17 protein-coding genes are annotated in these 25,038 nt (G+C 37.0%); 6 read left to right on the top strand and 11 right to left on the bottom strand.

Annotated features, from left to right (window positions below):
• Window positions 1-215: 215 nt before the first annotated feature.
• Window positions 216-536, bottom strand: a complete 321-nt coding sequence (locus PVV65_RS03160) for an SH3 domain-containing protein (RefSeq protein ID WP_273754443.1) — start codon at window positions 534-536, stop codon at window positions 216-218.
• Between the two features lie 335 nt (window positions 537-871).
• On the opposite strand from PVV65_RS03160, the gene greA reads away from it, so the two are divergent.
• Window positions 872-1,345, top strand: coding sequence for a transcription elongation factor GreA (greA, locus tag PVV65_RS03155; RefSeq protein ID WP_273754442.1), 474 nt, complete (start codon window positions 872-874; stop codon window positions 1,343-1,345).
• 14 nt (window positions 1,346-1,359) lie between these two features.
• Entirely contained in the window at window positions 1,360-2,418 is a 1,059-nt protein-coding gene (locus PVV65_RS03150; protein ID WP_273789186.1) for a glycosyltransferase family 4 protein, read from the top strand.
• Between the two features lie 1,127 nt (window positions 2,419-3,545).
• Here PVV65_RS03150 and PVV65_RS03145 read toward each other — a convergent pair.
• Entirely contained in the window at window positions 3,546-4,934 is a 1,389-nt protein-coding gene (locus PVV65_RS03145; protein ID WP_273789185.1) for a TrkH family potassium uptake protein, read from the bottom strand.
• A 325-nt stretch (window positions 4,935-5,259) separates the two neighbouring features.
• On the opposite strand from PVV65_RS03145, the gene trxB reads away from it, so the two are divergent.
• From trxB to PVV65_RS03130, 3 genes are all read left to right on the top strand, one after another.
• Window positions 5,260-6,216 (top strand): thioredoxin-disulfide reductase, encoded by a 957-nt coding sequence (gene trxB / locus PVV65_RS03140; RefSeq protein WP_273789184.1) that lies wholly within the window; start codon window positions 5,260-5,262, stop codon window positions 6,214-6,216.
• 42 nt (window positions 6,217-6,258) lie between these two features.
• Entirely contained in the window at window positions 6,259-7,164 is a 906-nt protein-coding gene (locus PVV65_RS03135) for a LysR family transcriptional regulator (protein WP_144751908.1), read from the top strand.
• 268 nt (window positions 7,165-7,432) lie between these two features.
• Window positions 7,433-7,678 carry a hypothetical protein gene (locus PVV65_RS03130; RefSeq protein WP_273789183.1) on the top strand — a complete coding sequence of 82 codons (246 nt, stop codon included), beginning with the start codon at window positions 7,433-7,435 and terminating at the stop codon, window positions 7,676-7,678.
• A 2,054-nt stretch (window positions 7,679-9,732) separates the two neighbouring features.
• Here the strand turns inward: PVV65_RS03130 and PVV65_RS03125 are convergent.
• The 3 genes from PVV65_RS03125 to carB all read right to left on the bottom strand — a co-directional run bounded on the left by PVV65_RS03125 (window position 9,733) and on the right by carB (window position 15,209).
• The gene (locus PVV65_RS03125; protein WP_273754437.1) at window positions 9,733-10,935 is read right to left on the bottom strand and encodes a pyridoxal phosphate-dependent aminotransferase; all 1,203 of its coding nucleotides are present in this window, start codon (window positions 10,933-10,935) and stop codon (window positions 9,733-9,735) included.
• A gap of 322 nt (window positions 10,936-11,257) precedes the next feature.
• Window positions 11,258-11,467, bottom strand: coding sequence for a cold-shock protein (locus tag PVV65_RS03120; RefSeq protein ID WP_005773801.1), 210 nt, complete (start codon window positions 11,465-11,467; stop codon window positions 11,258-11,260).
• 256 nt (window positions 11,468-11,723) lie between these two features.
• Entirely contained in the window at window positions 11,724-15,209 is a 3,486-nt protein-coding gene (gene carB / locus PVV65_RS03115; RefSeq protein WP_273789182.1) for a carbamoyl-phosphate synthase large subunit, read from the bottom strand.
• 709 nt (window positions 15,210-15,918) lie between these two features.
• Between carB and PVV65_RS03110 the strand changes: the two genes are divergently transcribed.
• On the top strand, window positions 15,919-16,464 hold the full coding sequence (locus tag PVV65_RS03110; RefSeq protein ID WP_273789181.1) for a methylated-DNA--[protein]-cysteine S-methyltransferase: 546 nt from the start codon (window positions 15,919-15,921) through the stop codon (window positions 16,462-16,464).
• Here the strand turns inward: PVV65_RS03110 and PVV65_RS03105 are convergent.
• From PVV65_RS03105 to PVV65_RS03080, 6 genes are all read right to left on the bottom strand, one after another.
• Window positions 16,451-18,772, bottom strand: a complete 2,322-nt coding sequence (locus tag PVV65_RS03105) for a PAS domain-containing sensor histidine kinase (RefSeq protein WP_273789180.1) — start codon at window positions 18,770-18,772, stop codon at window positions 16,451-16,453. The two genes, PVV65_RS03110 and PVV65_RS03105, sit on opposite strands and share 14 nt — an antisense overlap.
• 285 nt (window positions 18,773-19,057) lie before the next feature.
• Window positions 19,058-21,685, bottom strand: a complete 2,628-nt coding sequence (pepN, locus tag PVV65_RS03100) for an aminopeptidase N (protein ID WP_273789179.1) — start codon at window positions 21,683-21,685, stop codon at window positions 19,058-19,060.
• Window positions 21,686-21,754: 69 nt separating this feature from the next.
• Window positions 21,755-22,594: a uracil-DNA glycosylase family protein gene (locus tag PVV65_RS03095; RefSeq protein ID WP_273789178.1), complete on the bottom strand. Its 840-nt coding sequence runs from the start codon at window positions 22,592-22,594 to the stop codon at window positions 21,755-21,757.
• A gap of 315 nt (window positions 22,595-22,909) precedes the next feature.
• Complete coding sequence (locus tag PVV65_RS03090) at window positions 22,910-23,689, bottom strand: hydroxymethylpyrimidine/phosphomethylpyrimidine kinase (RefSeq protein ID WP_273789177.1); 780 nt, start codon at window positions 23,687-23,689, stop codon at window positions 22,910-22,912.
• On the bottom strand, window positions 23,659-24,264 hold the full coding sequence (locus PVV65_RS03085) for a thiamine phosphate synthase (RefSeq protein ID WP_273789176.1): 606 nt from the start codon (window positions 24,262-24,264) through the stop codon (window positions 23,659-23,661). Before PVV65_RS03085 ends, PVV65_RS03090 begins: the two co-directional genes overlap by 31 nt.
• Window positions 24,264-25,034, bottom strand: coding sequence for a thiazole synthase (locus tag PVV65_RS03080; protein ID WP_273789175.1), 771 nt, complete (start codon window positions 25,032-25,034; stop codon window positions 24,264-24,266). Before PVV65_RS03080 ends, PVV65_RS03085 begins: the two co-directional genes overlap by 1 nt.
• Window positions 25,035-25,038 lie beyond the last annotated feature (4 nt).

The raw sequence follows: 25,038 nt of genomic DNA, 5'->3' as shown, positions 1-25,038 counted from the left end.
TACTAGTTTTTACAATTTCATTACGATAGCAGCAAAATGTTATTGCACAGGTTTGTTGTGGTTTACTGACTTTTTCATGAGCATATTAATAAAGTTTTTTGTGAGATGAACTCTTCAAAATGTTTCCTTGGAGGAGACATATTTATGGTCGCTCGTGGGACACTATTGCATTCTTGCCATGATGATCTTCAAGAAGGCATAAATTATCATGGCTGTTATGGAGAATAATCATGTACGGCCTGTTTTGGAACTAAAGACATTGTGTAGGTGTGATAAAGCTCATTGCCATCTTTAAATGAAAGATAACGAGATGATACCCAACCTATTTGAGCGTTGTGTCGGATATGGCACCAATTTCCTTCACAGTTTTTAACAAAAACCAATTCTCCAGCAGAGATTAAGCCGCAAACTGCATACTGAGTGCTGGGTCCTGTTCTAAAATTAAGATTTGTTGTCACAAAGGCATCTGCTGCTTTAGATGTTGTTGTGGCTAAAAAGAAAGAGCCAAACACAAAAAAAATGACGATTTTTTTCATTTTTCTGCAAAAAACTTTTTTAAAAATTATCCTTCTCTCTTTAACATTTCATAGGGTTTCTTTTTCTAGACTATGATAAAATAAAGAAAATTACAATTCTTTCTTCTTTATGAGATTTTAAGGAGGAGAGCGAAGTTTAACGTTTTAAGCACCAAAATGAGATGTTTTAAACACTATTAGTGCATGTTTTGTTCTCTTTATTTATTTTTATATGGAAAACAAGGATACAGTGCTATATAATGGAAAAGATCGTAGTTTTCGGATTCCAAAAGTAATTTTGGAAGCCGTTTTTTGTGTTTTTATTAAACCTTCCGTGTAATAGAAAGGGACGGATTATGGAAAAAGTTCCGATGACTACAGCTGGCTTTGAAAGTCTTAAAGAAGAGTTGCGTTGGCGTCAACAACAGGAACGTCCACGAATTATTGAAGCAATTTCTGAAGCGCGTGCCCATGGTGATTTGTCAGAAAACGCCGAATATCATGCTGCTAAAGAAGCACAAAGCCATAATGAAGGTCGTATAAATGAGCTTGAAGATTATATAGCAAGGGCAGAAGTTATAGATGTGTCTCGTCTTTCAGGCGATAAAATCAAATTTGGAGCGACTATTAAACTTTTAGATGAGGATACTGAAGAAAAGAAAGTGTATCAAATTGTAGGGGATCAAGAGGCTGATGTAAAGATTGGTAAAATCTCTATTTCTTCACCGATTGCACGTGCACTCATTGGCAAGCGAGAGGGGGATGTAATTGAAGTGAATGCCCCCGGTGGTGCGCATAATTACGAAATCATTAAGGTTCAATACATCTAAATATATCAATAGTTATGCGTATGTCTTTGCAAGAAACTGAGGTTATTGCTCCTCACTTTAAAAAACGTTTGTCCGGTGTGACATCTACGGTTATTCAACTCGTTCCATTGCAGCGAGAACAAGGGGTGCGTATATCTACTTTGGGGTTTGGGCTTCCAGAGAATTTGCCAGCTCTTGGTTTTCGGGACCTTTTCGGACTTTGGAAAAGTCCGAAAGGTAAACCGTTTCGTATTTGGCATGCAAGGCGCAATATTGAGATGCTTTGTGGGATCTTTTTGCGCGATATCTTGAAAATGAAGCTTAAACTTGTTTTTACATCCGCTTCTCGGCGTAACCATAAGTCTTTTACCAAATGGTTGCTTCGGCGTATGGATAGGGTGATTGCTACTAGTGTACCGACAGGGTCTTATATAGAAGTGCCCTATAGAGTTATTATGCATGGTGTGGATGTTAGACGTTTTTCACCACCTAAAACTCTTGATGATTACTTTTCTTCAACAGGACTTCCTGGAAAATATGCTGTTGGGTGTTTTGGTCGTGTGCGTTATTTAAAGGGCACTGATTTGTTTGTGGAGTCAATGATAGCGTTGCTACCACGTTACCCTGACTGGACAGCACTTATTGCTGGTCGAACGACAGAACAACATTATAAATTTGAAAAAAAATTACGCCAAAGGATTGCTGATGCCGGTTTAGAAGAGCGCATTATTTTTCTTGGTGAGCTGCTTAATACACCTTTGTGGTATCGCCGCTTGTCGCTGTATGTAACACCTTCGCGTTTGGAAGGCTTTGGTTTGACGCCCTTAGAGGCAATGGCATCACAGACAGCTGTTGTTGCGAGTGATGTAGGCGTTTTTAAAGAATTGGTGGTAGAGGGAACAGGAACAGTTGTTAAAGCAGGAGATGGTTTGGCTTTAACCGCAGCAATTGAACCCTATTTTGCTGATGTAGAAAAAACATTGGCAGCTGGAAAGAAAGCGTTAACCCACGTCCGTACGCATTTTCCTTTGGAAAAAGAAGCAAGCGAAATTGAAAGTGTTTACGAAGAACTGTTTGCGGAAAAAATACTTTAATATTATATCGAAAATCTTCTTAAGCAATGATAAAAAATGCGTTCCTTAAGGTTATTTTGCACTTATCAAGAAAATAGCTCAAAGATATAAATGTTATTTTATAAAATTTATTTTGTCTTTAGTTGAATGCTATAAGAATTTTTCAAAATTTGGATAAAAAAGATTAAAAATGTATACGCTTGAGAGCGATATGAGACTTATATATGAGAAAGCATACGAGAAGAAAGCTATTTTTATTCTCGTGATGTTTTAGAATAAGAAAACGATTCTTCACCTCAAATCTTATAGATCTATGGACTATCTTAACAGTTTTGTACTGATATTTTTTTGTTTTGTAAGACTTAAATAGAGAACAAAAAAGTGTTTTCTTCTCTTAAAAAAGATAATGATGGTCTCTCCATGGATAAAATAGTTATACATAATTTTAATAAATTCATAATAAAACAAATCTAAGATATAATATATTGATTCATATAGATAATCTACCTTTGCAATTTGAATAATATCTTAAGATTTTTACATGTCAAAGTTGTTGCTATTAAATCAATGAGAGCTGTCTTCTTACACATCAAAATTGGAAGATGGCATTGGTGGATAAAAATTATTAAAGGCAAGCTATAAAGATGACTTTTATACATTGTTTGAAATACAAGCTGTTGCAACCTTGACAGAAAGGAAATAATATAGTGGTGTTAATTTATATCTTTTTTGTGGTACCGACTTGCACCTTATTATTTAAATAAAAGTAATAATGCCCATTTTATACCTTTTGTGAGGACTTCCGTGAAATGGGGGAGGTGAGTACCGTGAGGTATTTTTTATAAGACCATGACTTATTAGAGAAAAACATTTTTATCATCAAATATTCATATTTTTTGCGTGAGCGATTATTCGTAAAAAAAGATGTTCTATGGATCCATTTTGTTTGGTAAAGAAGCTCAAGAATGTAATGTAAAGTAGCTATACGTTATGGCTTTGAAAGCTGTTGGCACTTAATTATTTATAGGATATTTAAAATTTTATGAAATCTTCCGATTGAAGATTGAATATTATTCTGCGTATTGTTCACGCCTTTTTATCTTGTCAATTTTTTATCATAGTAGAATAAAGTACTCTATGCATTAGAATTATTCACGCCAGAAAGCGGGAATAAAAAGGACGAATATTGTTATGATTTCAAGGCGTCCAGCTAACATTAGAAAACTTAAAATCCATAAAGCATTATCGTTGATTGTAGAGAAGTTCCCAATGGGACCAATAATATCTCCAAAGCCTGGTCCAACATTTGAAAGTGCTGTTAAGACTCCTGTAAAGGCAGAGGTAAAATCAAGACCGGTTGTAAGCAAAAGTGCAGTGCCAATAACAAGGCAGAACATATAAAGACAGACAAAAAACAAAACGGCTTGAGCAACATCGTTTGATATATTTGAGTGATCGTAGCGCGCTTTTACAACAACATTAGGAAAAAGAAGTTTTTCTATATTTGTTTGTGTAATACGCCAAAGAATAATGAGGCGATTGATTTTCATGCCACCAGAAGTAGAACCAGCACACCCGCCTGTAAAAGAAACAATTAAGAAAATTCCAAGCGCAAAGGGCCCCCAAAGTTGATAATCTTCAGCGCTGTAACCTGTGGTGCTAATAATGGATGTGATATGAAAAATGACATCAAGAAAAATCAAGTGGAAAGCGCGATGATCATGAAACCGTAGCCACGCTGCTAAAGCAAAGCTGAAAAGGATAACGATATGCAGAAAAACAATCACTTGTGGGTCAAGGAAACGTTTTGAGTGTCCAGGAAGGATTAATTTAACATAAAGTACGAAGGGTAAAGCAGAAAGCAACATAAAGATTGTTGAAATAATTAAGATGGCTGGTGTATCAGAAAAATAGCCAAAAGAAGCATCATGCGTTGAAAAACCAGCAGTTGCGACTGTACTCATTGCATGGTTAATGGCATCAAATAAATTCATGCCCGCAGCAAAATAAGAAAGCATACAAGCCAATGTGAGTCCAACATAAGCAATGATAATTCCGTTAGCAATTTGATTGATGCGAGGCAATATTTTTTCAGATTTATCAGATGATTCCATATGAAAAAGCCGCACGCCACCCACACGGAGTGAAGGCAAAAGTAAGAGGGCTAAACCGATAAAACCAATGCCCCCAATCCAGCATATGAGAGAGCGCCATAACAAAATACTTCGCGATAAATGATCAAGACCAGAAAGGACTGTGGAGCCTGTTGTTGTAATTCCCGAAACAGATTCAAAAATGGCTCCTGCTAGAGAAATGGGAAGAGAGGAAAGATAAAGAGGCAAAGCACCTACAATGCTTCCTGTAAGCCAAAGACAAACAGTGAGCATAAAGCCAAGTCGTGCTGAAAAACGACAAGTAGCCCCCTTCGTTGCTAAAAGAATTAGGGTTGCTAACATGGTGGTTATGGCACAAGAATAGAGAAAGATTATCCAATTACGGTTATTGTCATGCAAATCCACCAAAATTGGCAAAAGCATTGCTCCTCCCATGATCAACGCAAAACGTGCACAGACATTGATAATAAACTGAAAAATGACCGTTCCCTATCTTTATATCTCTTTTTACTATGGTTTTGTGCTCATAAGAATTTACGTTCTTTTCTTTATAGGATAAAAATTAACCTTTAACATTAGTATGCTTTGATGAATTGATAACCAGACCTTTTCATAAAACTTGAAAAGAAGTATATATAACATAATTGAGCCTATTGAAAAATATTTTTTAAAAGACTTACATTCCATTAGAATTTATAGAATTATTAAGTTGTAAAATAATTAAATTGTAAAAAATAAAGGGAATTTAATGGAACAATCGCATATTCGTCTGCTGATTATTGGTTCTGGTCCAGCTGGTTATACAGCGGCGGTTTATGCGGCAAGAGCAATGCTCCAACCGGTTTTAGTGACAGGCTTGCAGCAAGGGGGACAATTGACAATCACAACGGATGTGGAAAATTATCCAGGTTTTTCTGACCCCATTCAAGGACCATGGTTGATGGAACAAATGGCAAAACAAGCTGAGAATATGGGGACAAAAATTGTCTATGATACGATTACAAAAGCAGATTTATTGAATTATCCTTTCGTTTTATATGGGGATTTAGGAACACAATATTCTTGTAATGCACTGATTATTGCAACAGGAGCCCAAGCGCGCTGGCTTGGTTTAGAAAGTGAACAGACTTTTATGGGCGGTGGTGTTTCTGCTTGCGCTACATGTGATGGCTTTTTTTATCGGGGTAAGGATGTTATTGTTGTAGGGGGAGGAAATACGGCCGTTGAAGAGGCCCTTTATTTATCGCATATAGCAAAAAGTGTAAGTGTGGTTCATCGGCGAGAACAGTTTCGGGCAGAGAAAATTTTGCAAGATAGGTTACTTGCTTGTAATAACGTACGTGTTCTTTGGGATCATGTGGTCGAGGAAATTGTGGGGCTCCCAGCTCAGGGGAGAAAGGGCGCTGTTGTAACAGGGGCACGTTTGAAAAATATTAAAACAGGTCATGAGATGAAAGTGGAAGCAGAGGGAATATTTATTGCCATTGGGCATGATCCTGCTGTTTCTCTGTTTGAAGGGCAACTGAAACAAAAACGAGGCGGCTATTTATGGACAAAACCGGATTCAACAGCAACAAGTATTGCTGGTGTTTTTGCAGCAGGAGATGTAACAGATGAAACATTCCGCCAAGCTGTAACAGCCGCAGGAAGGGGATGTATGGCTGCATTGGAAGCTGAACGGTTTTTAGATATGCTTAAGCGTTAATAATTCATTGAGAATATAGAAAATTTAGAGGCAGGATTAATTGTGGCGCCACCGTTGGATTGGGATAAATTAAGGGTTTTTCACGCAGCAGCAGAAGCTGGATCTTTTACACATGCTGCTCAAAAGCTTCATTTATCTCAATCAGCAGTTTCTCGACAGGTATCGGCTTTAGAACAAGAGGTTGGGGTATCTTTATTCCTGCGTCATGCGCGTGGTTTGATTCTTACAGAACAGGGAGAAACTCTTTATCGTACGGCTCATGATGTTTTGATGAAACTTGAAAGTGTACGTTTGCAATTAAGTGAAAGCTATGCAAAACCAACGGGGCATTTACGTGTGACCTCGACCTTTGGAATGGGGGCTGGGTGGATTGCAGAGCGTATGCCAGAATTTCTTAGTCTTTATCCTGATATGCAGGTTCAGCTTTTACTTTCTGATGAAGAGCTTGATTTGACAATGTGTCACGCAGATTGTGCTGTTCGTCTCCATCAACCCCAACAACCCGATCTTATACAAAGAAAACTCTTTACAATTCATATGCATGTTTATGCTTCGGAAAAGTATATTGCAAATTATGGAAAACCGGAAAAATTGTCTGAGCTCGATGAACATCGTATTATTTCGTTTGGTGAACCTGTTCCTCCTTATTTGTCTGGTTTAAATTGGTTGGAAAAGGCTGGTAGAAGTGATGGATCATTGCGTGTTTCAGTCCTACAAATCAACAATATTATTTCAATAAAGAATGCACTTATGCGTGATCTTGGGATTGCTGTGTTGCCTGATTATATCGTCAATAATGATGAGCGCTTGGTACGTCTTTTTCCTGATATGGTTGATATTCCTTCTTTTGATACTTTTTTTTGTTATCCTTATAATTTAAAGAACTTGGCAAGGTTGAATGCTTTTCGAGATTATATTTTTTTAAAAGCCCGTCAGTGGTCTTTTTAATATTCATGCCTTAATTTATAAGCAACAATTAATTGTTTTGCACCTTAAGGCTCTCCATAATATTCGTTTGTTTCAAATTTTCCCACATTGAATCAATAAAATCATTTGTTGCATGATGCTGTAAGTATACAACTTATCGATTTATAATAATATAGCGTTATTCATATTGAATTAGAAGCTTGAGTACCTTAAGCTTCTTTCATTCCAAATCTGTTTATATCGAATCAATCAACTCATTTACGAGCACATCATTAAGCGGGTAAGACACGTGGATAAAAATTGTACAAAAAAGCATGCCTTTTGTGAACTGCTTCAAGTACCAAGGACTGTCGAAATACTTAAGGCTGGTAAAGTGTTGTTTAATAGTGGCGGTTTATACTCCTACACAAGTGTAAAGATAGAGGAATTTAAAGGCCTTATCGTTATAACATTCACACGGCGCTATCGTGAGATAGGAGGTGAGAGTCTTGAGAGATGTCTCTTTAAAACAAGTGTGCCTGTTATCCTACAATAATTTTTTTGTTAGAGGTTGTGGTTACTTTTCTGATAGCTGTATGTCAAAGTATATAGAAAAAATAAACTTGAAACTTGTTTGTATGGGTTTCACTTTATTTTACGGGATTAGCTTGCTGAAAAAATCGATACCTCATAAGGTTGCTCAAACCATTTTAGCTCATACGGTGGAAGGCGTTTGTGTGGATAAATATTTTTACAAAAAGGGATAAAGCGTCTTTTATAAATGCGTTCAAATATGAAGGCTATTATAACATTAAAAATTAGACAATCGTATGAGGATGATCTCTTCCTATTTAATTAAAGAGATACAAGATTGAAAAAATAAAGCTATGTGTTTATTGCATAGCAGATACGCTTAAGTCTTTATTGTGCTTCTAATTATAAAATGACATACAATGTTATCTCTTGATTATGTTGCCTCCCATTGCATTTTCTTGAGTGTTCCCTTATGAAGGTCTGTCAGATTGATTTTATCTCTGAGGATTTTCTAAATTTGCCGGACATTTGTCCGGCTTTTTTTTATTCCTAAAAGAGCACCTAGAAATTGTGATGCATGGGAAGATGGATAAGAGAAAATTTCAAAACTTATGAATATCCAACAAATTTTTTTAGGTATATTAAAGCTCAACGAGGAATTTAAGAGAGGTTTATTCTATTGTACCATAAAAACACTGTCTTTAGGAGCGTGATATAAAACATGTAAAACTTTATACATGAAGTGTTTTTTTATGAGAGTATGAGGATGAATAGTAAAAGATTGTCCATAAAACCTATAAAGTTAATCAAGTGGTTAATAGCAAAAACTTAAATTGAACTATTTACACAACAGAGAAGATAGACTCTTCTTCATTTTCTGGCAAAAAGAAAGCTGAGAAATAGAAAATGTTTCATTATATAGGGCGATTATGTTGAAAAGTACGAGGTCTTTTTTAGTGTTCTAAATTGGATAGAGAAGGAAAATTTTATTAATTTATGTGCTTATTTAAAGAAATATTGTTCAATGTGTCCAAATGTTCTGATACCCGTAAATAGTATCACGTAAAAGTTTTGATAAAATGGTATAAGATTCTCTATATAACTATTTTTACACTTATAAAAAAGCAGATTGAGTATATTCATTCTTTATCAGCTTTCAGTCAGGTTGTTTTTACCTTTGAGAAGGGGGATATTTTTACTCCTTTCTTTAGTGTTTTATAACACATTAACCTTGCTTATTGATATGTAAGACAATGATATTAAAGGATCTCAGATAGGAAGATTTGAAATAATAGAATCTTACAAGAGGATAATTCAATTTAAGAATCCAAAAATTATTATAAATCAATATTTTTCTGTATATCATTTACTGTAACTTAAGTGATTATAAAGTATAATATGATTTATATTGCGCCTAGAGAAAATAAAGAGAATCGAAGTTCAAATCAGTTCATTTTCGTAGGAGGATGAAAGGTCTCTATAGACTTTCAAATTTGCGAGAAAATATTATACGACATAAGTTTTTCTTGGAAGACTTTGGTTTATAATTTCTTATATGAAACATATGTCCAAAAACAATAAAAACAGCTAAATTTTTTAATGTATAAGGATGTCTATTTTCTAGAAATCTCTCTTTATATGGAAAAATATTGATTATAATTCAACTAAAACTTGCAAGAATAATGCTTTTTGCCTATAAATGAAAATAAAATATAGATATAATAAGCTTTATCCAAAATTCCATTTTTTATCGTATATTTATAACAACGAATGCATCGCCCCTTTTTAAGTGAGAAGAGGACAAACAAGATAATTTCTTAATGTGGATTTCTTCGCTAAGCTTGAAATTTATATTTTCCGATAGAGAAAGCTCACCAAGTTTTTCATCTCTCATGACAATAGACTGATTTATTTATTTAATCACTGAACTTTTTTGATTTTTATCTGCAGCTTCTATTTTTTCGTTATGTTTATTCATGAATATTTTTGCTGAATCAATAGGCTTTGTCCTTAATATATTTTATTGGATAGATTGATATTCGACAAAAACAATCACAAGAGATGAGGTTAAAAATTTTAAATTAAACTATTACAAAAACGTTGGATACGTGTGCAAGCTTCTTCAAGTAATTTTTCTGATGTTGCATAGGAAATACGAAAAGCTGATCCAAGTCCAAAAGCAGACCCTTGGACGACAGCAACAGCTTCTGTTTCTAGAAGTGCTATAGCAAAGTCTTCATCATTCCTAATACATTGGCCGTTTGGTGTTTTCTTGCCAATAAGTTCTGCGCAAGAAGGATAAACATAAAAAGCACCTTCAGGTGTTGGACAGTGAATGCCAGGAGTTTGGTTTAGCATGGAAACAACGAGATCACGGCGTACTTGAAAAATACTTTTATTTTTAGTGATAAAGTCTTGAGGTCCATTGAGTGCTTCGACAGCAGCCCATTGTGAAATAACACTCGTACCAGATGTTTGCTGACCTTGAATAATATCCATCGCTTTAATGAGTTCTTGTGGGCCACCTGCATAACCGATCCTCCAGCCCGTCATCGCATAGGCTTTGGAAACACCATTCATTGTGAGTGTACGCTCATAAAGCGCTGGTTCTACCTGAGCGGGAGTAACAAAGGTAAAACCTTCATACGTGAGATGTTCATAGATATCATCGGAAAGGATAAAGACATGAGGATATTTTACTAAAACATCTGTGAGTTTTTTCAATTCATGATATGTATACGCGGCCCCTGATGGATTTGAAGGAGAGTTGAAGATAAACCATTTTGTTTGGGGGGTAATGACCGCTTCTAGCTCTTGTGGTTGGAGTTTATAGGAAAATTCGGCTTTTGTTTCTAAAAAGACAGGCGTACCATCGTTAAGTGCGACCATTTCTGGATAACTCACCCAATAAGGGGATGGAATGATGACTTCATCTCCTTTATTCAAAGTTGCCATCAATGCATTAAAGAGAATTTGTTTTCCACCGGTCCCAACAATAATTTGTTCTGGTTGATAAAAAAGGTCATTTTCCCTTTTAAACTTTGCAGAAATAGCTTGGCGCAATTCTGGAATTCCAGATATAGGAGGATATTTTGTTTCTCCCCTTCGAATAGCTTCAATGGCCGCATTTTTGATGTTGTCTGGGGTATCAAAGTCTGGTTCTCCAGCACTTAAAGCAATAACATTGCGCCCTAATGTTTTTAAGTGACGTGCTTTTTGAGAAGCAGCAATTGTTGCAGAAGGTTTGATACGAGACAGCTTGTCGGCAATAAAAGCCATAATTTAAAATCCTTATATTATATCAATAAATGATCATTGCTTTAAGAATATTCTATAAGAGATTATATTGTATGCAATAAAAAACTTCTAAAATACTCTGATATGGGTTTTTATATTGTTATTTTTTGAGAATTTTGACAGAAATTCTTCTCTTAAGGATTATACAAATATTAGAGGAAGGATAGGAATATTTTGATAAATTGTGCAAAATAGAGAAGCAGAGTTTTCTTTTATCAAGATCAATTTTGCTTTACACAAAATAAAAAAAATCTTCGTCGTTATAGACGAAGATTTTTAAAAAGAATATTGCAGAATTTAAACTTTAAAGAGCTGCAAGGTTGCCAGCGGCAAATTTTCCTGAACGACGATCTTGAAGAACATCATAAGAAATTTTTTGCCCCTCATTAAGATTGGTAAGACCAGAACGCTCAACGGCGGAAATGTGTACAAATACATCTGCACTGCCATCACTAGGCTGAATGAATCCGAAACCTTTTGTTGTATTAAACCACTTAACTGTTCCTGTAGACATAGGAAACTCCTTAGATATATAATTATATTGTATACTGAAGCTATAATTCTTCAATACGGTTGTAGATCGAAATTAGGTGGGAGAAGTTTCGTCAAAAGTGCAGAACGCACAGGAAAGAAAGTCACGTAACCGAAAATTCGATAGAACTCGTATAAAAGCCTTTAGCATAAAAAGCAAGCTTTAATTGCTATTTTATACAAAGAAAAAATCAAGAAAGACTATCAAAAAGCGTGAGCTTTTCCACATAGCAAGAAATTCAGCTGAAATAACTTTGCAGTGAACGTACTTCGAGGCACTTTTTTTTGAGTGCTTTGATCGCTTCTACGACAGCTTCGGCTCCGGCTATTGTTGTATAATAGGGGACATTTTGCATGAGTGCTGCATAGCGCAATGATTTGGAATCTGAGATGGCACTGGGCGTACTGGTTGTATTAAAAATCAATTGAATTTGGCGATTACGAATAGCATCTTCAATATGCGGGTGCCCTTCCAGAACTTTGTTGATTTTTTTTGCCACAATATGATGTTCAGTGAGAAATTTTTGTGTTCCACTTGTGGCAACAACAGAAAAGCCAAGCTCTGTTAAACGTTTTACAGGGTTTAAGATACGTTTTTTGTCTTCATCTCTTACAGAAACGAATAAAGTTCCCTCCTTAGGGAGTTTTACACCAGCTCCAAGTTGTGCTTTAGCAAAAGCAAGTGCAAACTCATAGTCAAGTCCCATAACCTCACCAGTTGAGCGCATTTCTGGACCAAGAAGTGTATCAACACCTGAAAAACGGGCAAAAGGAAATACGGCTTCCTTGACGGCAATATGGTGTTTTTTCTGTGAAGAAGGTAATCCACCATAAGCTTGGAGAGCATTGTGCAGCGTTTCTCCTGCCATAATACGTGCAGCCATTTTAGCAATAGGGCAACCAATTGTTTTTGCAACAAATGGAACCGTCCGTGAAGCACGGGGGTTGACTTCCAAGACATAAATAGTATCATCTTTAATGGCATATTGTACATTCATTAAGCCACGAACATGAAGTGCTTGTGCTAATGCTTTTGTTTGGCGCTCTAATTCAGCGACGATGCTCTGTGAGAGCGTATGGACTGGTAAAGAACACGCTGAATCACCGGAGTGGATCCCTGCTTCTTCAATATGTTCCATAATTCCCACGATCAGTGTTTCTTTGCCATCACACAGACAATCAACGTCTACTTCAATGGCTTCTGTTAGATAAGTGTCAAAGAGAAGAGGATTTTTACCAAGCAGTATATTGATTTGTCCTGTTTTATCGTTGGGATAACGAGCTTTGATATCTTCTGGAATTAATTCAGGAACACTTTCAAGTAGATAATTTTGCAAGCTTCGCTCGTCACGGATAATTTGCATAGCACGCCCCCCCAAAACATAAGAGGGACGTACAACCAATGGGAATCCTAACTCATGGGCAATGAGGCGTGCTTGCTCGATAGAGTGGGCAATTCCATTCTTAGGTTGTGTTAAGTTAAGTTTAAATAACAGTTTTTGAAAGCGATCTCTATCTTCTGCTAAATCGATGGCGTCAGGTGAAGTCCCTAAGATGGGAATATTGTGTTTTTCGAGAGCGCTTGCCAATTTCAATGGTGTTTGTCCGCCAAATTGCACGATGACTCCAACGAGATCGCCTTTTTCCTGTTCTGCTTCTAAAATAGCGATAACATCTTCTGTTGTTAAAGATTCAAAATAAAGACGATCAGAGGTATCATAGTCAGTTGAAACGGTTTCAGGATTGCAGTTAATCATAATGGCTTCAAAGCCTGCATCACGAAGGGCAAAAGCCGCGTGGCAGCAACAATAATCAAATTCAATTCCTTGGCCAATGCGGTTTGGACCACCACCTAAGATAACAATTTTTTTGCGTTCAGAAATCTGTGCTTCTGAGTGTTCTATCCCGGCAAAGGGAACTTCGTATGTTGAATACATATAGGCTGTAGGAGAAGAAAATTCAGCAGCACAAGTATCAATTCGTTTGAAGACTTGTTTAACATTTAGTGATTTTCGTAAAGCGGCGATATCATCGGGTTCTTTTCCGGTAAGGGTGGCTAATCGCGCATCTGAAAACCCCATAGCTTTTAACATACGTAAATTATCTCGATCTTGAGGTAGTCCATGGATACGGATACGCTGCTCCATTTCAATGATGGAGGCTATTTGTTCTAAAAACCACGGATCAATTTTGCTGATTTGGTGGATTTCATTTAAGGGTAAGCCTGCGCGCATAGCTTCAGCAATATAGCGTAGACGGTCAGGACTTGGTATAGCAATGGCTGAGCGTATAGAACTTTTCTCATCACCTTCAGCATGTTCTGGGATGATAATTTCATCAAGACCAGTAAGACCAGTTTCAAGTCCACGGAGTGCTTTTTGTAATGATTCTTGAAAAGTACGTCCAATGGCCATGACCTCTCCTACAGATTTCATCGCAGTTGTGAGGACAGGTGATGCCCCAGGAAATTTTTCGAAAGCAAAACGAGGAATTTTTGTCACGATATAGTCAATAGAAGGCTCAAATGATGCTGGTATCGCACCACCTGTGATATCATTTTTCAATTCATCAAGGGTATAGCCAACGGCTAGTTTTGTGGCTATCTTGGCAATGGGAAAACCCGTTGCTTTTGAAGCAAGTGCTGAAGAGCGAGAAACGCGTGGATTCATTTCAATAACAATGAGACGCCCATTTTCAGGATTAACAGCAAACTGTACATTGGATCCTCCTGTTTCAACACCAATTTCACGCAAGACCGCAATCGAAGCATTGCGCATACATTGATATTCCTTATCGGTTAAGGTGAGAGCGGGGGCTACAGTGATCGAATCACCGGTATGAATACCCATCGGATCAATGTTTTCAATAGAACAAACAATGATACAGTTGTCGTTCTTATCACGAACAACTTCCATCTCATATTCTTTCCACCCTAAAACACTTTCTTCAATTAAGACTTCTGTCGTAGGAGAAGCTTCAAGCCCTCGTTCAATAATTTCATAAAATTCAGAGCGATTATATGCAATTCCACCCCCAGTTCCACCAAGGGTAAATGAAGGACGAATAATAGCTGGAAGCCCAACAACATCAAGCGCTTGAACTGCTTTTGCTGTTGCATGGGCGATATAATGCTGTTTGCGATCAGATTCGGTATGTCGCCAATTGCGTTCAAGTTCTTCGAGGGCTTTTTCAAGGGCTGCACCAGAAAGTTTTTCTTTAAATTCAGCACGCGTTTTTGCATATTGCTGGCGATTTTCTTCTTTCAGTTCTGTAGCATTGGCTAACATCGACCGTGGTGTTTCCAAACCGATTTTTGCCATCGCTTGGCGGAATAAAGCACGGTCTTCCGCTTTATCAATTGCTTTGGCATTGGCCCCTATCATTTCAACATGATAGCGGTCTAAAATTCCCATACGCTTTAATGATAAAGCAGTATTGAGAGCTGTTTGTCCCCCCATGGTGGGCAAAAGGGCATCGGGACGTTCGTGGGCAATAATGTTAGCAACAATCTCAGGTGTAATAGGTTCTATATAAGTTGCATCAGCGAGATCTGGATCTGTCATAATTGTGGCGGGATTAGAATTGACCAAAATAACTCGGTAGCCTTCTTCTTTTAATGCTTTACAGGCCTGTGTACCTGAATAGTCAAATTCACATGCCTGACCAATGATAATAGGTCCTGCTCCGATGATAAGAATAGATTTTATATCTGTGCGTTTGGGCATGGCTTTTTCCTATGACAAATATCCGTACACGATTGTGGCAAGAAAAATATTTAAGTTTTGAGGCTACAATCATTTTATAAGTTAAGTGACAAAGAAAGTAAGTACTAAAATGCCTTTTCCATGCTTTTTTTTCATGAAATTGAAAATAAATTCCTTTTTTGGGTTGAATAAGCTCATCAGTATATCAAAAGGATAACCTTTTATAAGAAAATAAGAGTGTCCCGAAAAATGAGAATATTCAAGAATTCGTTGGGAGTAAAACATAAACTATTATGCTTTGATGAAGTTTCGTAAAATGAAATGAGCAGTTTATCTTTTTGTTTTGTAAAACACTACTGTTTAGAGCGGTGATATAGAGTATGAAAATTACAAATGAGGTATTTTTGTTTAGAGTATGTAACAAAATTTAATCTAGGATTTGTCAGGAAAGTTTATGAAGTGAACTATATTGAAGTGTTTGACGGTGAAAACTGTGAGAAAAAAGCTGTTTCATTTAAAGATTGGTCTGGTTGCAGTCCTAGTTCTTTAGGGGAAGAAGAAAGCTAATCTCTGTCTTTTTTCAGACCATAAAATAGTGAGGATGTATTTTAATACCATAATGAAGAAGATAATTTCAGGATAATCATATTTGAGTTTAAAAGATAGTAAATATTCTCCCTTTATTTTATAGGCTATGTTCAAAACTATTTAAAATATAGAGAAAGTTAAAATGCTGAATATTTCGCAAAAGAAAATATTCTGTCTGGAAGATGTGTCCATAGGAAAACTTTTGGTGGCTAAATCTCAAAAGGGGATTTGTTATACTGCGTTAGGAGATACCACAGAGCAATTATTACAGGAGTTTACAGTACGCTTTGGTGACGTACAACAAGTTGTGGGTGACAATGCATTTAAGAAAGAGGTTGCGCATATTATAGCCATGATAGAAACGCCTAAGTTGGTAAAAAAATATAATTTTTCCTTAGATATAAATGGTACAGTTTTTCAACGACAAGTATGGACACAATTATGTGATATACCGTGTGGTGAAACAATTTCTTATAAAGCATTAGCGCAATACATTGGTATGCCAAATGCTTTTCGTGCCGTTGCGAATGCATGTGCACGTAATGAATTAGCCATCATTATTCCTTGTCATCGTGTTGTACGTAAAAATGGTTTTATTTCAGGGTATCGTTGGGGCGTTAAACGGAAAGAGATTTTGTTACAACGGGAACAAACAGAAGAAATTAAAAACAAACTTAATTTTGTGTGATGGGCATTATAATCGTTACCGTTGTTCCTTTCATTTCTTTTGAAGTAATTTCAAGTTTCCCTTTGTGTAGTTCTAATAAGGAGCGTGAAATGGCCAATCCAAGACCTGAGCCTGTATGGGATTTCGTAAGCTGATTTTCAACTTGTTCAAAAGGTTGCCCAAGTTTTTTGATGGCAGATTGCGGAATACCAACGCCTGTATCAGTAATTTTAAAAATAAGATTATCTTTTTTCTTGAAAGCGCAGACATCAATATTTCCACCAGAAGGTGTAAATTTAACAGCATTAGAGATGAGATTAAGGAAAATCTGTTTCATGGCACGCCCATCAACTTCAGCATGAAGTTCTGGGGTGATATTTGTTGTAACAGTAATATTTTTTTCTTGAGCCTGTGGTGTAAGTGTTCGTACTGCTTCACTAATGATGGGCTCAAGATCAGTATTTTTACAATCAAGCGTAAATCTTCCGGCTTCGATTTTTGACATATCAAGGATATCATTGATAAGAGTTAGAAGATGCGTTCCTGAATTGTAAATATCATGCATATATTCCTTATAGCGCTGTGAACCAAGAGGACCAAAAGTCGATTGTAACATGATATCTGAAAAGCCGAGAATAGCGTTCAGAGGTGTGCGCAATTCATGAGACATGTTGGCTAAAAATTCTGATTTAGCCTTATTCGCACTTTCTGCACGCTCTTTTTCTGCTTTCAGACTTTTATTCAGTTTTTCCACTTCTGTTGCACGTTGTTGAGCACTCCCTCTAGTGCGTTTGAGTTCTTGAATAAAAGAAAAAAGACGCCTTTCACTGTCCTCAAATTTTTCCTGTTGTTGTTTGAGTTCAGAAATATCAGTACCAATACAAACCAATCCTCCATCTTGGGTTCGCCGTTCATTAATTTTAAGCCAACAACCATCTGCCGTTTGGCGAATACTGGTTAAATTACCGGTACCATCATCTTTGAGGGGATATTCACTGAGCGCAGGGCGAGCCATGGCTTCGACGGTTGCACGTTGGATCCCTGATTGTAGAATTTGTTTAGGAATAGCAGCATATTCGCAAAATTTGCTATTGGACATGACTAAACGTCCATCAGCATCCCATAAGACAAAAGATTCTGAAATATTTTCAATCGCGTCACGGATACGAAGGTCAGCTTGCGCTGTTTGTTCAGCTAATTGTTGCTGTTCACTAATGTCGAAGGAAATACCAACTAAATGGGGGGCTTCTTCTTCAGTAACTTCGGCGCGAAGTCGCATCCATACATAATGGCCATCAGCATGCCGCATGGGAACATTGATATCGATATGCTTTTTTTTGCCTCCCATTAATTCTTGAGCAAGGTTAAAAAAATTAGCATCATTGGGATTGATAATGGCGCTAATTTGAGAAATGGAGAGCAATGCATCTTGAGGGACATAGCCAAGCATTTCATACATTGCTCGTGACCAATAGACACGTCCACTTGCCATATTCCAATCCCATAATCCACAACGCCCACGCATCATTGCCATATCAATACGGTTTTGAGTTTTTTCAGAAATAAGATCTATCTTACGTGCTCGTAAAAGTTGATTATAATAAGCATAAAGAAGGGCAAGAATAATACCGCTTGTTCCAATAAAGAGGGTTACATTAAGCGAAAAAAAATTGCGCCATTCTATAGCACTATCTTGCATCTTTTCGCTAATGAATACGCCATATTGCCCGTTTTTTGTTTGATGAAATGAAGCAAGGGCAGGGGTATCCTTGCCTATTGTAATTTTTATAACTCCAGCCTGTTGTCCAAGAGATTGTAAAGCAATGCTCTCAGAGATAAAATCTTGCAGAGGCTTTCCTAAGACGATCTCTGAACCGGACGAAGCCAAGACATTGCCTTTTTGATCAACAATGGCGATTAAAGTGTTGCGATTAATAAGGTCTTGATTACGAGAAATGGTGAGGATATTTTGCAAATGATTATGAGAAAGGGCAGAAACTTTTCCTTTCTGGGAAATAACCAATAAATCACGATCAATAGTATTGGTAATATGAGATGCTAAGAGAGCGAGGGTAGAACGCGTGCTTTTATCAATTGTATTGCGCCAATCATAAATTGATACAAAACGAATGACTGCAAGAACAATGAGAAATGCGACAATAACAAATGGAATTGAGCGTCGTAACCAAGGTTCAATAGAGAGAAGCTTTTGATAAGCAGAGCCATAAAGCAGATGAATACGCTTCGTCTGCGCTTTATGACTTTGAGCGCTTGATTTTGAATCAGCATATATTTCCGTTGGCGCATGATATGCGTCCAATTTAGTCATCTCTTGTTCCTTTAATTCCGGAATAATATGATTTTAAAACGGCTTTGATCTTCATGAGTAAACCCCATCAAGCGCAGTGAATCAAAACAGGAGTCTTCTGTCCAGTCTTTTTTTAAAAAAAAGTATTTTACTTTTATGGATGTGGAATATGAAAAGGAAAAAGTTTTTGAAACATAACCGATAAACAGGTTTGGATTGCCTGTTTATCGGTTTAATGGTGATCGAGATGTTTTTAAAATTTATTTAAAAATATTATAATACATTGATTTAAAATATTTTTTTGTTTCAAGTAAGCAGACGATTGATGATATCAGCGACATCGCTTGATAATTTTGGTGCAGCAGCGATTGTTTTTAATTCAGTTTCAAGTTTTTGTTGCCGAATGGGTTCTAATTGCCGCCAAGAACGCATCATGGTTAATAATCGTGAAGCAAGCTGTGGATTTTTTTTGTCAATTTCTAAAATGATTTGGCAAAGAAAATGATAAGATGCTCCATCCATTCTGTTGAAACCTGTGGGGTTATGAGAGGTAAAGACACCGATCAAGGACCGTACACGATTAGGGTTATCCTTTGAAAATAGGGGGTGTTGCATGAGCTTTTGAACATTCTCGAGTGTTGATGCGCCAGCAACTATTGCTTGAATAGAAAACCATTTATCCATAACCAAAGGGTCATGTCGATAGCGGTTTTCAAAATCGCTTAAAGCATTTTGTGCCTGCTCACTTTCATTAAAACGCTTTACGAGAATAGCAATACTCGCCATTCGGTCAGTCATATTATTAGCTATTGCATATTGTGTCGCAGCACGATTTGGATTGGCCTCAGCAATGGAAAGATAATCCAGGATGATATTCTTGAATGCTCGCTTTCCAGCTTGTTCAGTATTTGGTGAATAGGGCTCTTGGATTTGCATTTGTTCATAGAACTTTGCTAAGAGCTCTTGATGTGTTTTTGCAAGTGAAGCTAAAAACTGATTGCGAACATAATGAATGCGATCTGGGTCAACATTTTTACCGATTGTATGAGCAAGTTCAACCTCACTTGGTAAATTTAAACAGAAAGCACGAAATTCAGGCTCTAAGCTTTCATCTGTTAGGATCGTTTCAATCAGCTTTAGCAAAGTAGCGGGGAATGTTGCTTTTGCTTGTGTTTTATCTTGAATACTTTCAATCAAAACTTGTGTCATTAATTGATTAAGAGACTGCCAGCGATTAATGTGATTATCATCATGTTGTGCAAGAAAAATAAGTTCGCTTTCATTGAATGGCGTGTGTAGAATGATTGGCGCAGAAAAATCACGCAGTAGTGATAAAACAGGTTTTTCACGCAAGCCTTTTAATGTAAAGGTTTGGCTTTCTTGGGACAACAGCATAACCTCTGATTGAATATCTGTTTCCACTTCATAAGCGAGGCTTTTTCCATTAGATCCTAATAAGCCAAATGCAATAGGGATAAGCATAGGCTTTTTTGTATTTTGTTGCGGTGTTGCGGGAATATGTTGCTTTGCATGAATTGTTAAAACACCATCATGATAATGACTGTCGATTTCTACGTTGGGGGTTCCAGCTTGTTCATACCACAGCATGAATTGAGAAAAATCACGGCCAGAGACTTCAGCAAAACAGGTGATAAAATCTTCAATGGTACAAGCTTGTCCATCATGTCGTTGAAAATAAAGATCCGTGCCTTTACGAAATAGGGAGGGACCTAAAATCGTTCGTATCATACGGACAACTTCAGCACCTTTTTCGTAAACCGTTGTGGTGTAAAAATTATTAATTTGGCTATATTGACGAGGACGGACAGGATGAGCAAGAGGCCCTGCATCTTCAGCAAATTGCGTAGCCTTTAATGTTTTTACATTTTCAATTCGCTGTAGGCTGCGTACATTTTGATCTGATGAAAACTCTTGATCACGATAAACAGTGAATCCTTCTTTTAAGCAGAGTTGAAACCAATCGCGACAGGTAACACGATTACCGCTCCAATTATGGAAATACTCATGAGCAATGACGCGTTCAACATTTCTATAATCCTGATCGGTTGCTGTTTCAGGATCGACAAGAACATATTTATCATTAAAAATGTTAAGACCTTTGTTTTCCATTGCTCCCATGTTAAAGTCTGAAACAGCAACAATATTGAAAACATCAAGATCATATTCGCGCCCGAAACATTGTTCATCCCAACGCATGGAACGTTTGAGCGCATCCATTGCATAAGCAGCGCGTTTAGTTTTTCCTTTTTCTACATAAATACCAAGCTCGACACGTCGTCCAGATGCAGTTGTAAAATGGTCTTCTAACTTATCAAGATCACCACCTACCAAAGCAAAGAGATAAGATGGTTTGGGATAAGGATCTTCCCAAACGGCAAAATGGCGATTATTTTCTAAAGTTCCTGTTTCCACGAGATTACCGTTTGAAAGTAAGATTGGGATTGTTTGAGAGTCTGCTTCAATTTTCACTTTATAGGTAGAAAGAACATCTGGACGATCGTAAAAGTAAGTCATACGACGAAAACCTTCTGATTCGCATTGTGTGCAATAAACACCATTTGAAAGATAAAGTCCCATAAGTTGGCGGTTGCTTTCAGGATTTACTTCCGTAACCAATTTCAATGTAAAAGGAACTGCGGGTGGCGTTGTAATTTCTAAACGTGAAGGCGTAACGTGATAAGTATTTGGGGCTAATGTCTCATCATTAATTGCAACAGAAATTAAAGTAAGGTCATCACCTGAGAGCACAAGAGGTATTAATTCTTTTGTTTCGTGACGGGGTTCAATAGACAATATAGCTGTAATATAGGTTTTTGTTGGTGCCAATTGGAAAAAAAGTTGTGTTTTGGGGATAGCATAAGGGGTTGGCTGGTAGTCTTCCAAATGATAAATAGATGTTACTGGCTGTTCCATAGTTTCTCCCATTCCTATTTTTAGAGTTAAAGAAGGTATTTAATTTTAGCGTCAAAGAAGATTAAAGAATTAAAAAAGGTTATCGAGGCGATTTTTTACTTCTAAGAAGTCTATCCATGTAAGCTTCTTTTGACTAGGGGTTCTAAGAAGGTAAGCAGGATGGAAAGTTGGCATAACAGGTATTTTTATATTATCCTCACTTTCATAAATATGCCATTTCCCTCGTGTTCGGATAATCCCACTTTGAGATCCGGTCAGAAACTGTGCAGCAACGCCTCCCAGTGCTATAAGCACACGAGGACGTGCTAAATAGATGTGCCGTTCAATAAAAGGGCGGCACAAGGCAATTTCTCTTGGTGTTGGTGTACGATTTCCTGGTGGACGCCAAGGAATAGTGTTGGCGATGTATACATTATTTCTTGTTAAGCCAATTGATGCGAGAATTTTATTCAATAACATTCCTGCTTTTCCTACAAAAGGAAGTCCTTGTATATCCTCTTCTCGTCCTGGAGCTTCGCCTATAAGCATCAAAGGGCTTCCTGCTGTTCCATCTGAAAAACAGGTGTTTTTGGCTGTTAATTTTAATGAACAGCCATTAAATGCAAGAAGAGCAGACTTTAATTCATCAAGTGTCTTTGCATTTTTGGCACTTTCTATAGCAGTAGGTTCGTTTTGTATAGCCCTCGAGGTGTGGAGTGGCTGATGATTTAATTTTACGATTGGAGATGTTTTGGGGGATGTTTGTTGATTATGAGAAATGTTCACAACAGGTGTTAATTTTCTCTCTGAACAAGCAGACTGTTTAAAACGATCAACCGGTAAATCTGTCAGAACAGCATCTACACCACTCTCTTTATAAAAGTTTAAGAGTTCTTCATAGGAAATTGAGCACGGCGTTTGGTTTAACATTTTATTTTTTCTAATGATCTAACAGTTATAGATCAAAAAAATTATCCTTCAAGAATTGGCTTAGATCCGTTATTTTAGCTTTTTAAACAAATTATTTTCCCTATGGTAAAAGAACTTTCACTTTTATGCAAGTGATTAAATAATAAAATCTTGATCATTATATTTATATTTAATAATGAATAAAACTTATATTCTATATTATTTTAGAATAAATTTAATTATAAATTAATATTTTATATTTTATATTTTATTAAAATTAATACTATCTGTATAAATAAAATAAATAAATATTACTTTTATATAAACTGATATTATTTAAAAACTGTTTTTACAATGGGTTAAAAGCAATGTGTGGGTGTATGCTTTTGCTTTTTTTACAGCTGAAATAAGTGATTCATTGAGTGCTAAATGGGCTGCAATAGCACTTGAGAGAATACACCCTGTTCCACGCATTGTTCCTTTTAAACGTGGAGCAGAAATATTGATAACTTCCACTTTGTCAATGAAGCTATCAATTGCAAGAGGTCCTTCGGCATGCCCCCCTTTTACTAAAATAGAACGAGCGCCCAATGACAAAAGTTTTTTTGCTTGTTGTATTGTCTCTTCATGATGAGACGCCAGTGGGGTTTGACTAAGAAGAGCGAGTTCATTTCTATTGGGTGTTAAAAGGGTAACATATGGGAGAAGCTGATTGATCATAATTTCTATAATTTTTTCCGTAGTTAGTTTTCCTCCTGACGAGGAAACCATTACAGGATCAAAAATAACGGGAATATGGGGATAATCTTTAAGCACATTACAAATTGCTGCTATAATTGCTTGATTTCCTGTCATGCCAATTTTTATTGCACTGACTGGATGGGCTTCTAGAGCACTGCGCATTTGTGCGGCAACGAGTCTTTCACTCATTGGAACAATTTCAGCAACGTGATGATCATCTTGTACATTAACACAGGTAATGGCTAAATTGGCTTTGATGTGAAAATATGCAGCTGTTTCTATATCACGAACAATGCCAGCTCCCCCTGTTGGGTCAGTGCCTGCAACAATGAGAATAGAAGGTGTCAACGCCATGGCTGTGTCACCTTGAGCCATTGTTCTACTCGCTCTTCGGGTTTTTTATGGAGGATAATGTCGGTCACAACAGCAGCACTATTAGCCCCTGCTTTCAAAACATCTATTGCGCGTTCTGGATTTAAGCCACCAATGCCGATTAAAGGTAAAGTACCAATCCGTTTTCTCCATTGTTTGATTTTTTCTAATCCTTGAGGTTGCCATTTCATTTTTTTTAAGATTGTTGGATAAATAGGTCCAAGAGCAATATAGTCAGGGTGAGCAGAGAGTGCTATATCCAATTCTTGGTTATCATGGGTGCTAAGACCAAGTCTTATCCCATTTCTACGAATTGTAAGAAGATCAGCATTACGTAGATCTTCTTGTCCAAGATGAATAAAATCGCATTTTTCATCAATGGCTATACGCCAATGATCATTAATAATTAACTGTGCTCCCCATTGATCACAGATGTTTTTTGCACGCCTAATATGTTGACTGATTGTTTGAAGGTCTTTGTTTTTCATACGCAATTGTATGAGTTTGACACCAAGAGGAACTAAGTGTTCAACCCAATCAGCATTGTCAACGATGAGGTAGAATGGATCCAATTTCATCAAAATACCGCTTTACCAATAACGGGTGTTGAAGGAACCGCTACGTTGCGTGCTTCGAGAAGTCCTGCTTTATATCCCATACGTCCTGCCTGAATAGCTTTAGAAAATGCTTCAGCCATTAAAACAGGATTCCCTGCTTTAGCAACTGCGGTATTAAGAAGCACTGCGTCATAGCCCAGTTCTATAGCAACAACCGCATGGGATGGACGCCCAATGCCGGCATCAATCACAAGAGTAACATCAGGAAGGTAAGCACGGATAGAACGCAGTCCATCGATATTATGAGGGCCTTTAGCAGAGCCAATAGGAGCACACCAAGGCATAATGACTTGGCATCCAACATCGAGAAGCTTTTCAGCAACAACGAGATCATCGGTTGTATAGGCAAAAATATGGAAACCTTCACTGTTTAAAATTTTTGCTGCTTCAATTAAAGAAAAAACATTGGGCTGTAAGGTGTCGTGATTACCAATAACTTCGAGTTTAATCCAAGAGGTTTTAAAGAGGTCTCGTGCTAAATGGGCTGTCGTCACCGCTTCTTTAACAGTGTAACAACCTGCGGTATTGGGAAGTATCGTTACATCGAGCTCTTGAAGGAATTGCCAAAACTGCCCCCCTTGTTTTTCCCCTGCGCTTTCTCGACGTAATGAAACGGTTATAATTTCTGTACCAGATTTACAAATAGCATCACGCAGAATTGCAGGGGAGGGATATTGTGCTGTACCTAACATAAGACGGGATGAAAATTCACGTCCATAAAGATTCAACATAAAT

This window comes from Bartonella sp. ML70XJBT (assembly GCF_028618425.1).
Classification (GTDB): domain Bacteria; phylum Pseudomonadota; class Alphaproteobacteria; order Rhizobiales; family Rhizobiaceae; genus Bartonella.
The sequence above is the reverse complement of the archived record's forward strand: the minus strand, read 5'-3'. Positions and strand labels throughout refer to the sequence as shown.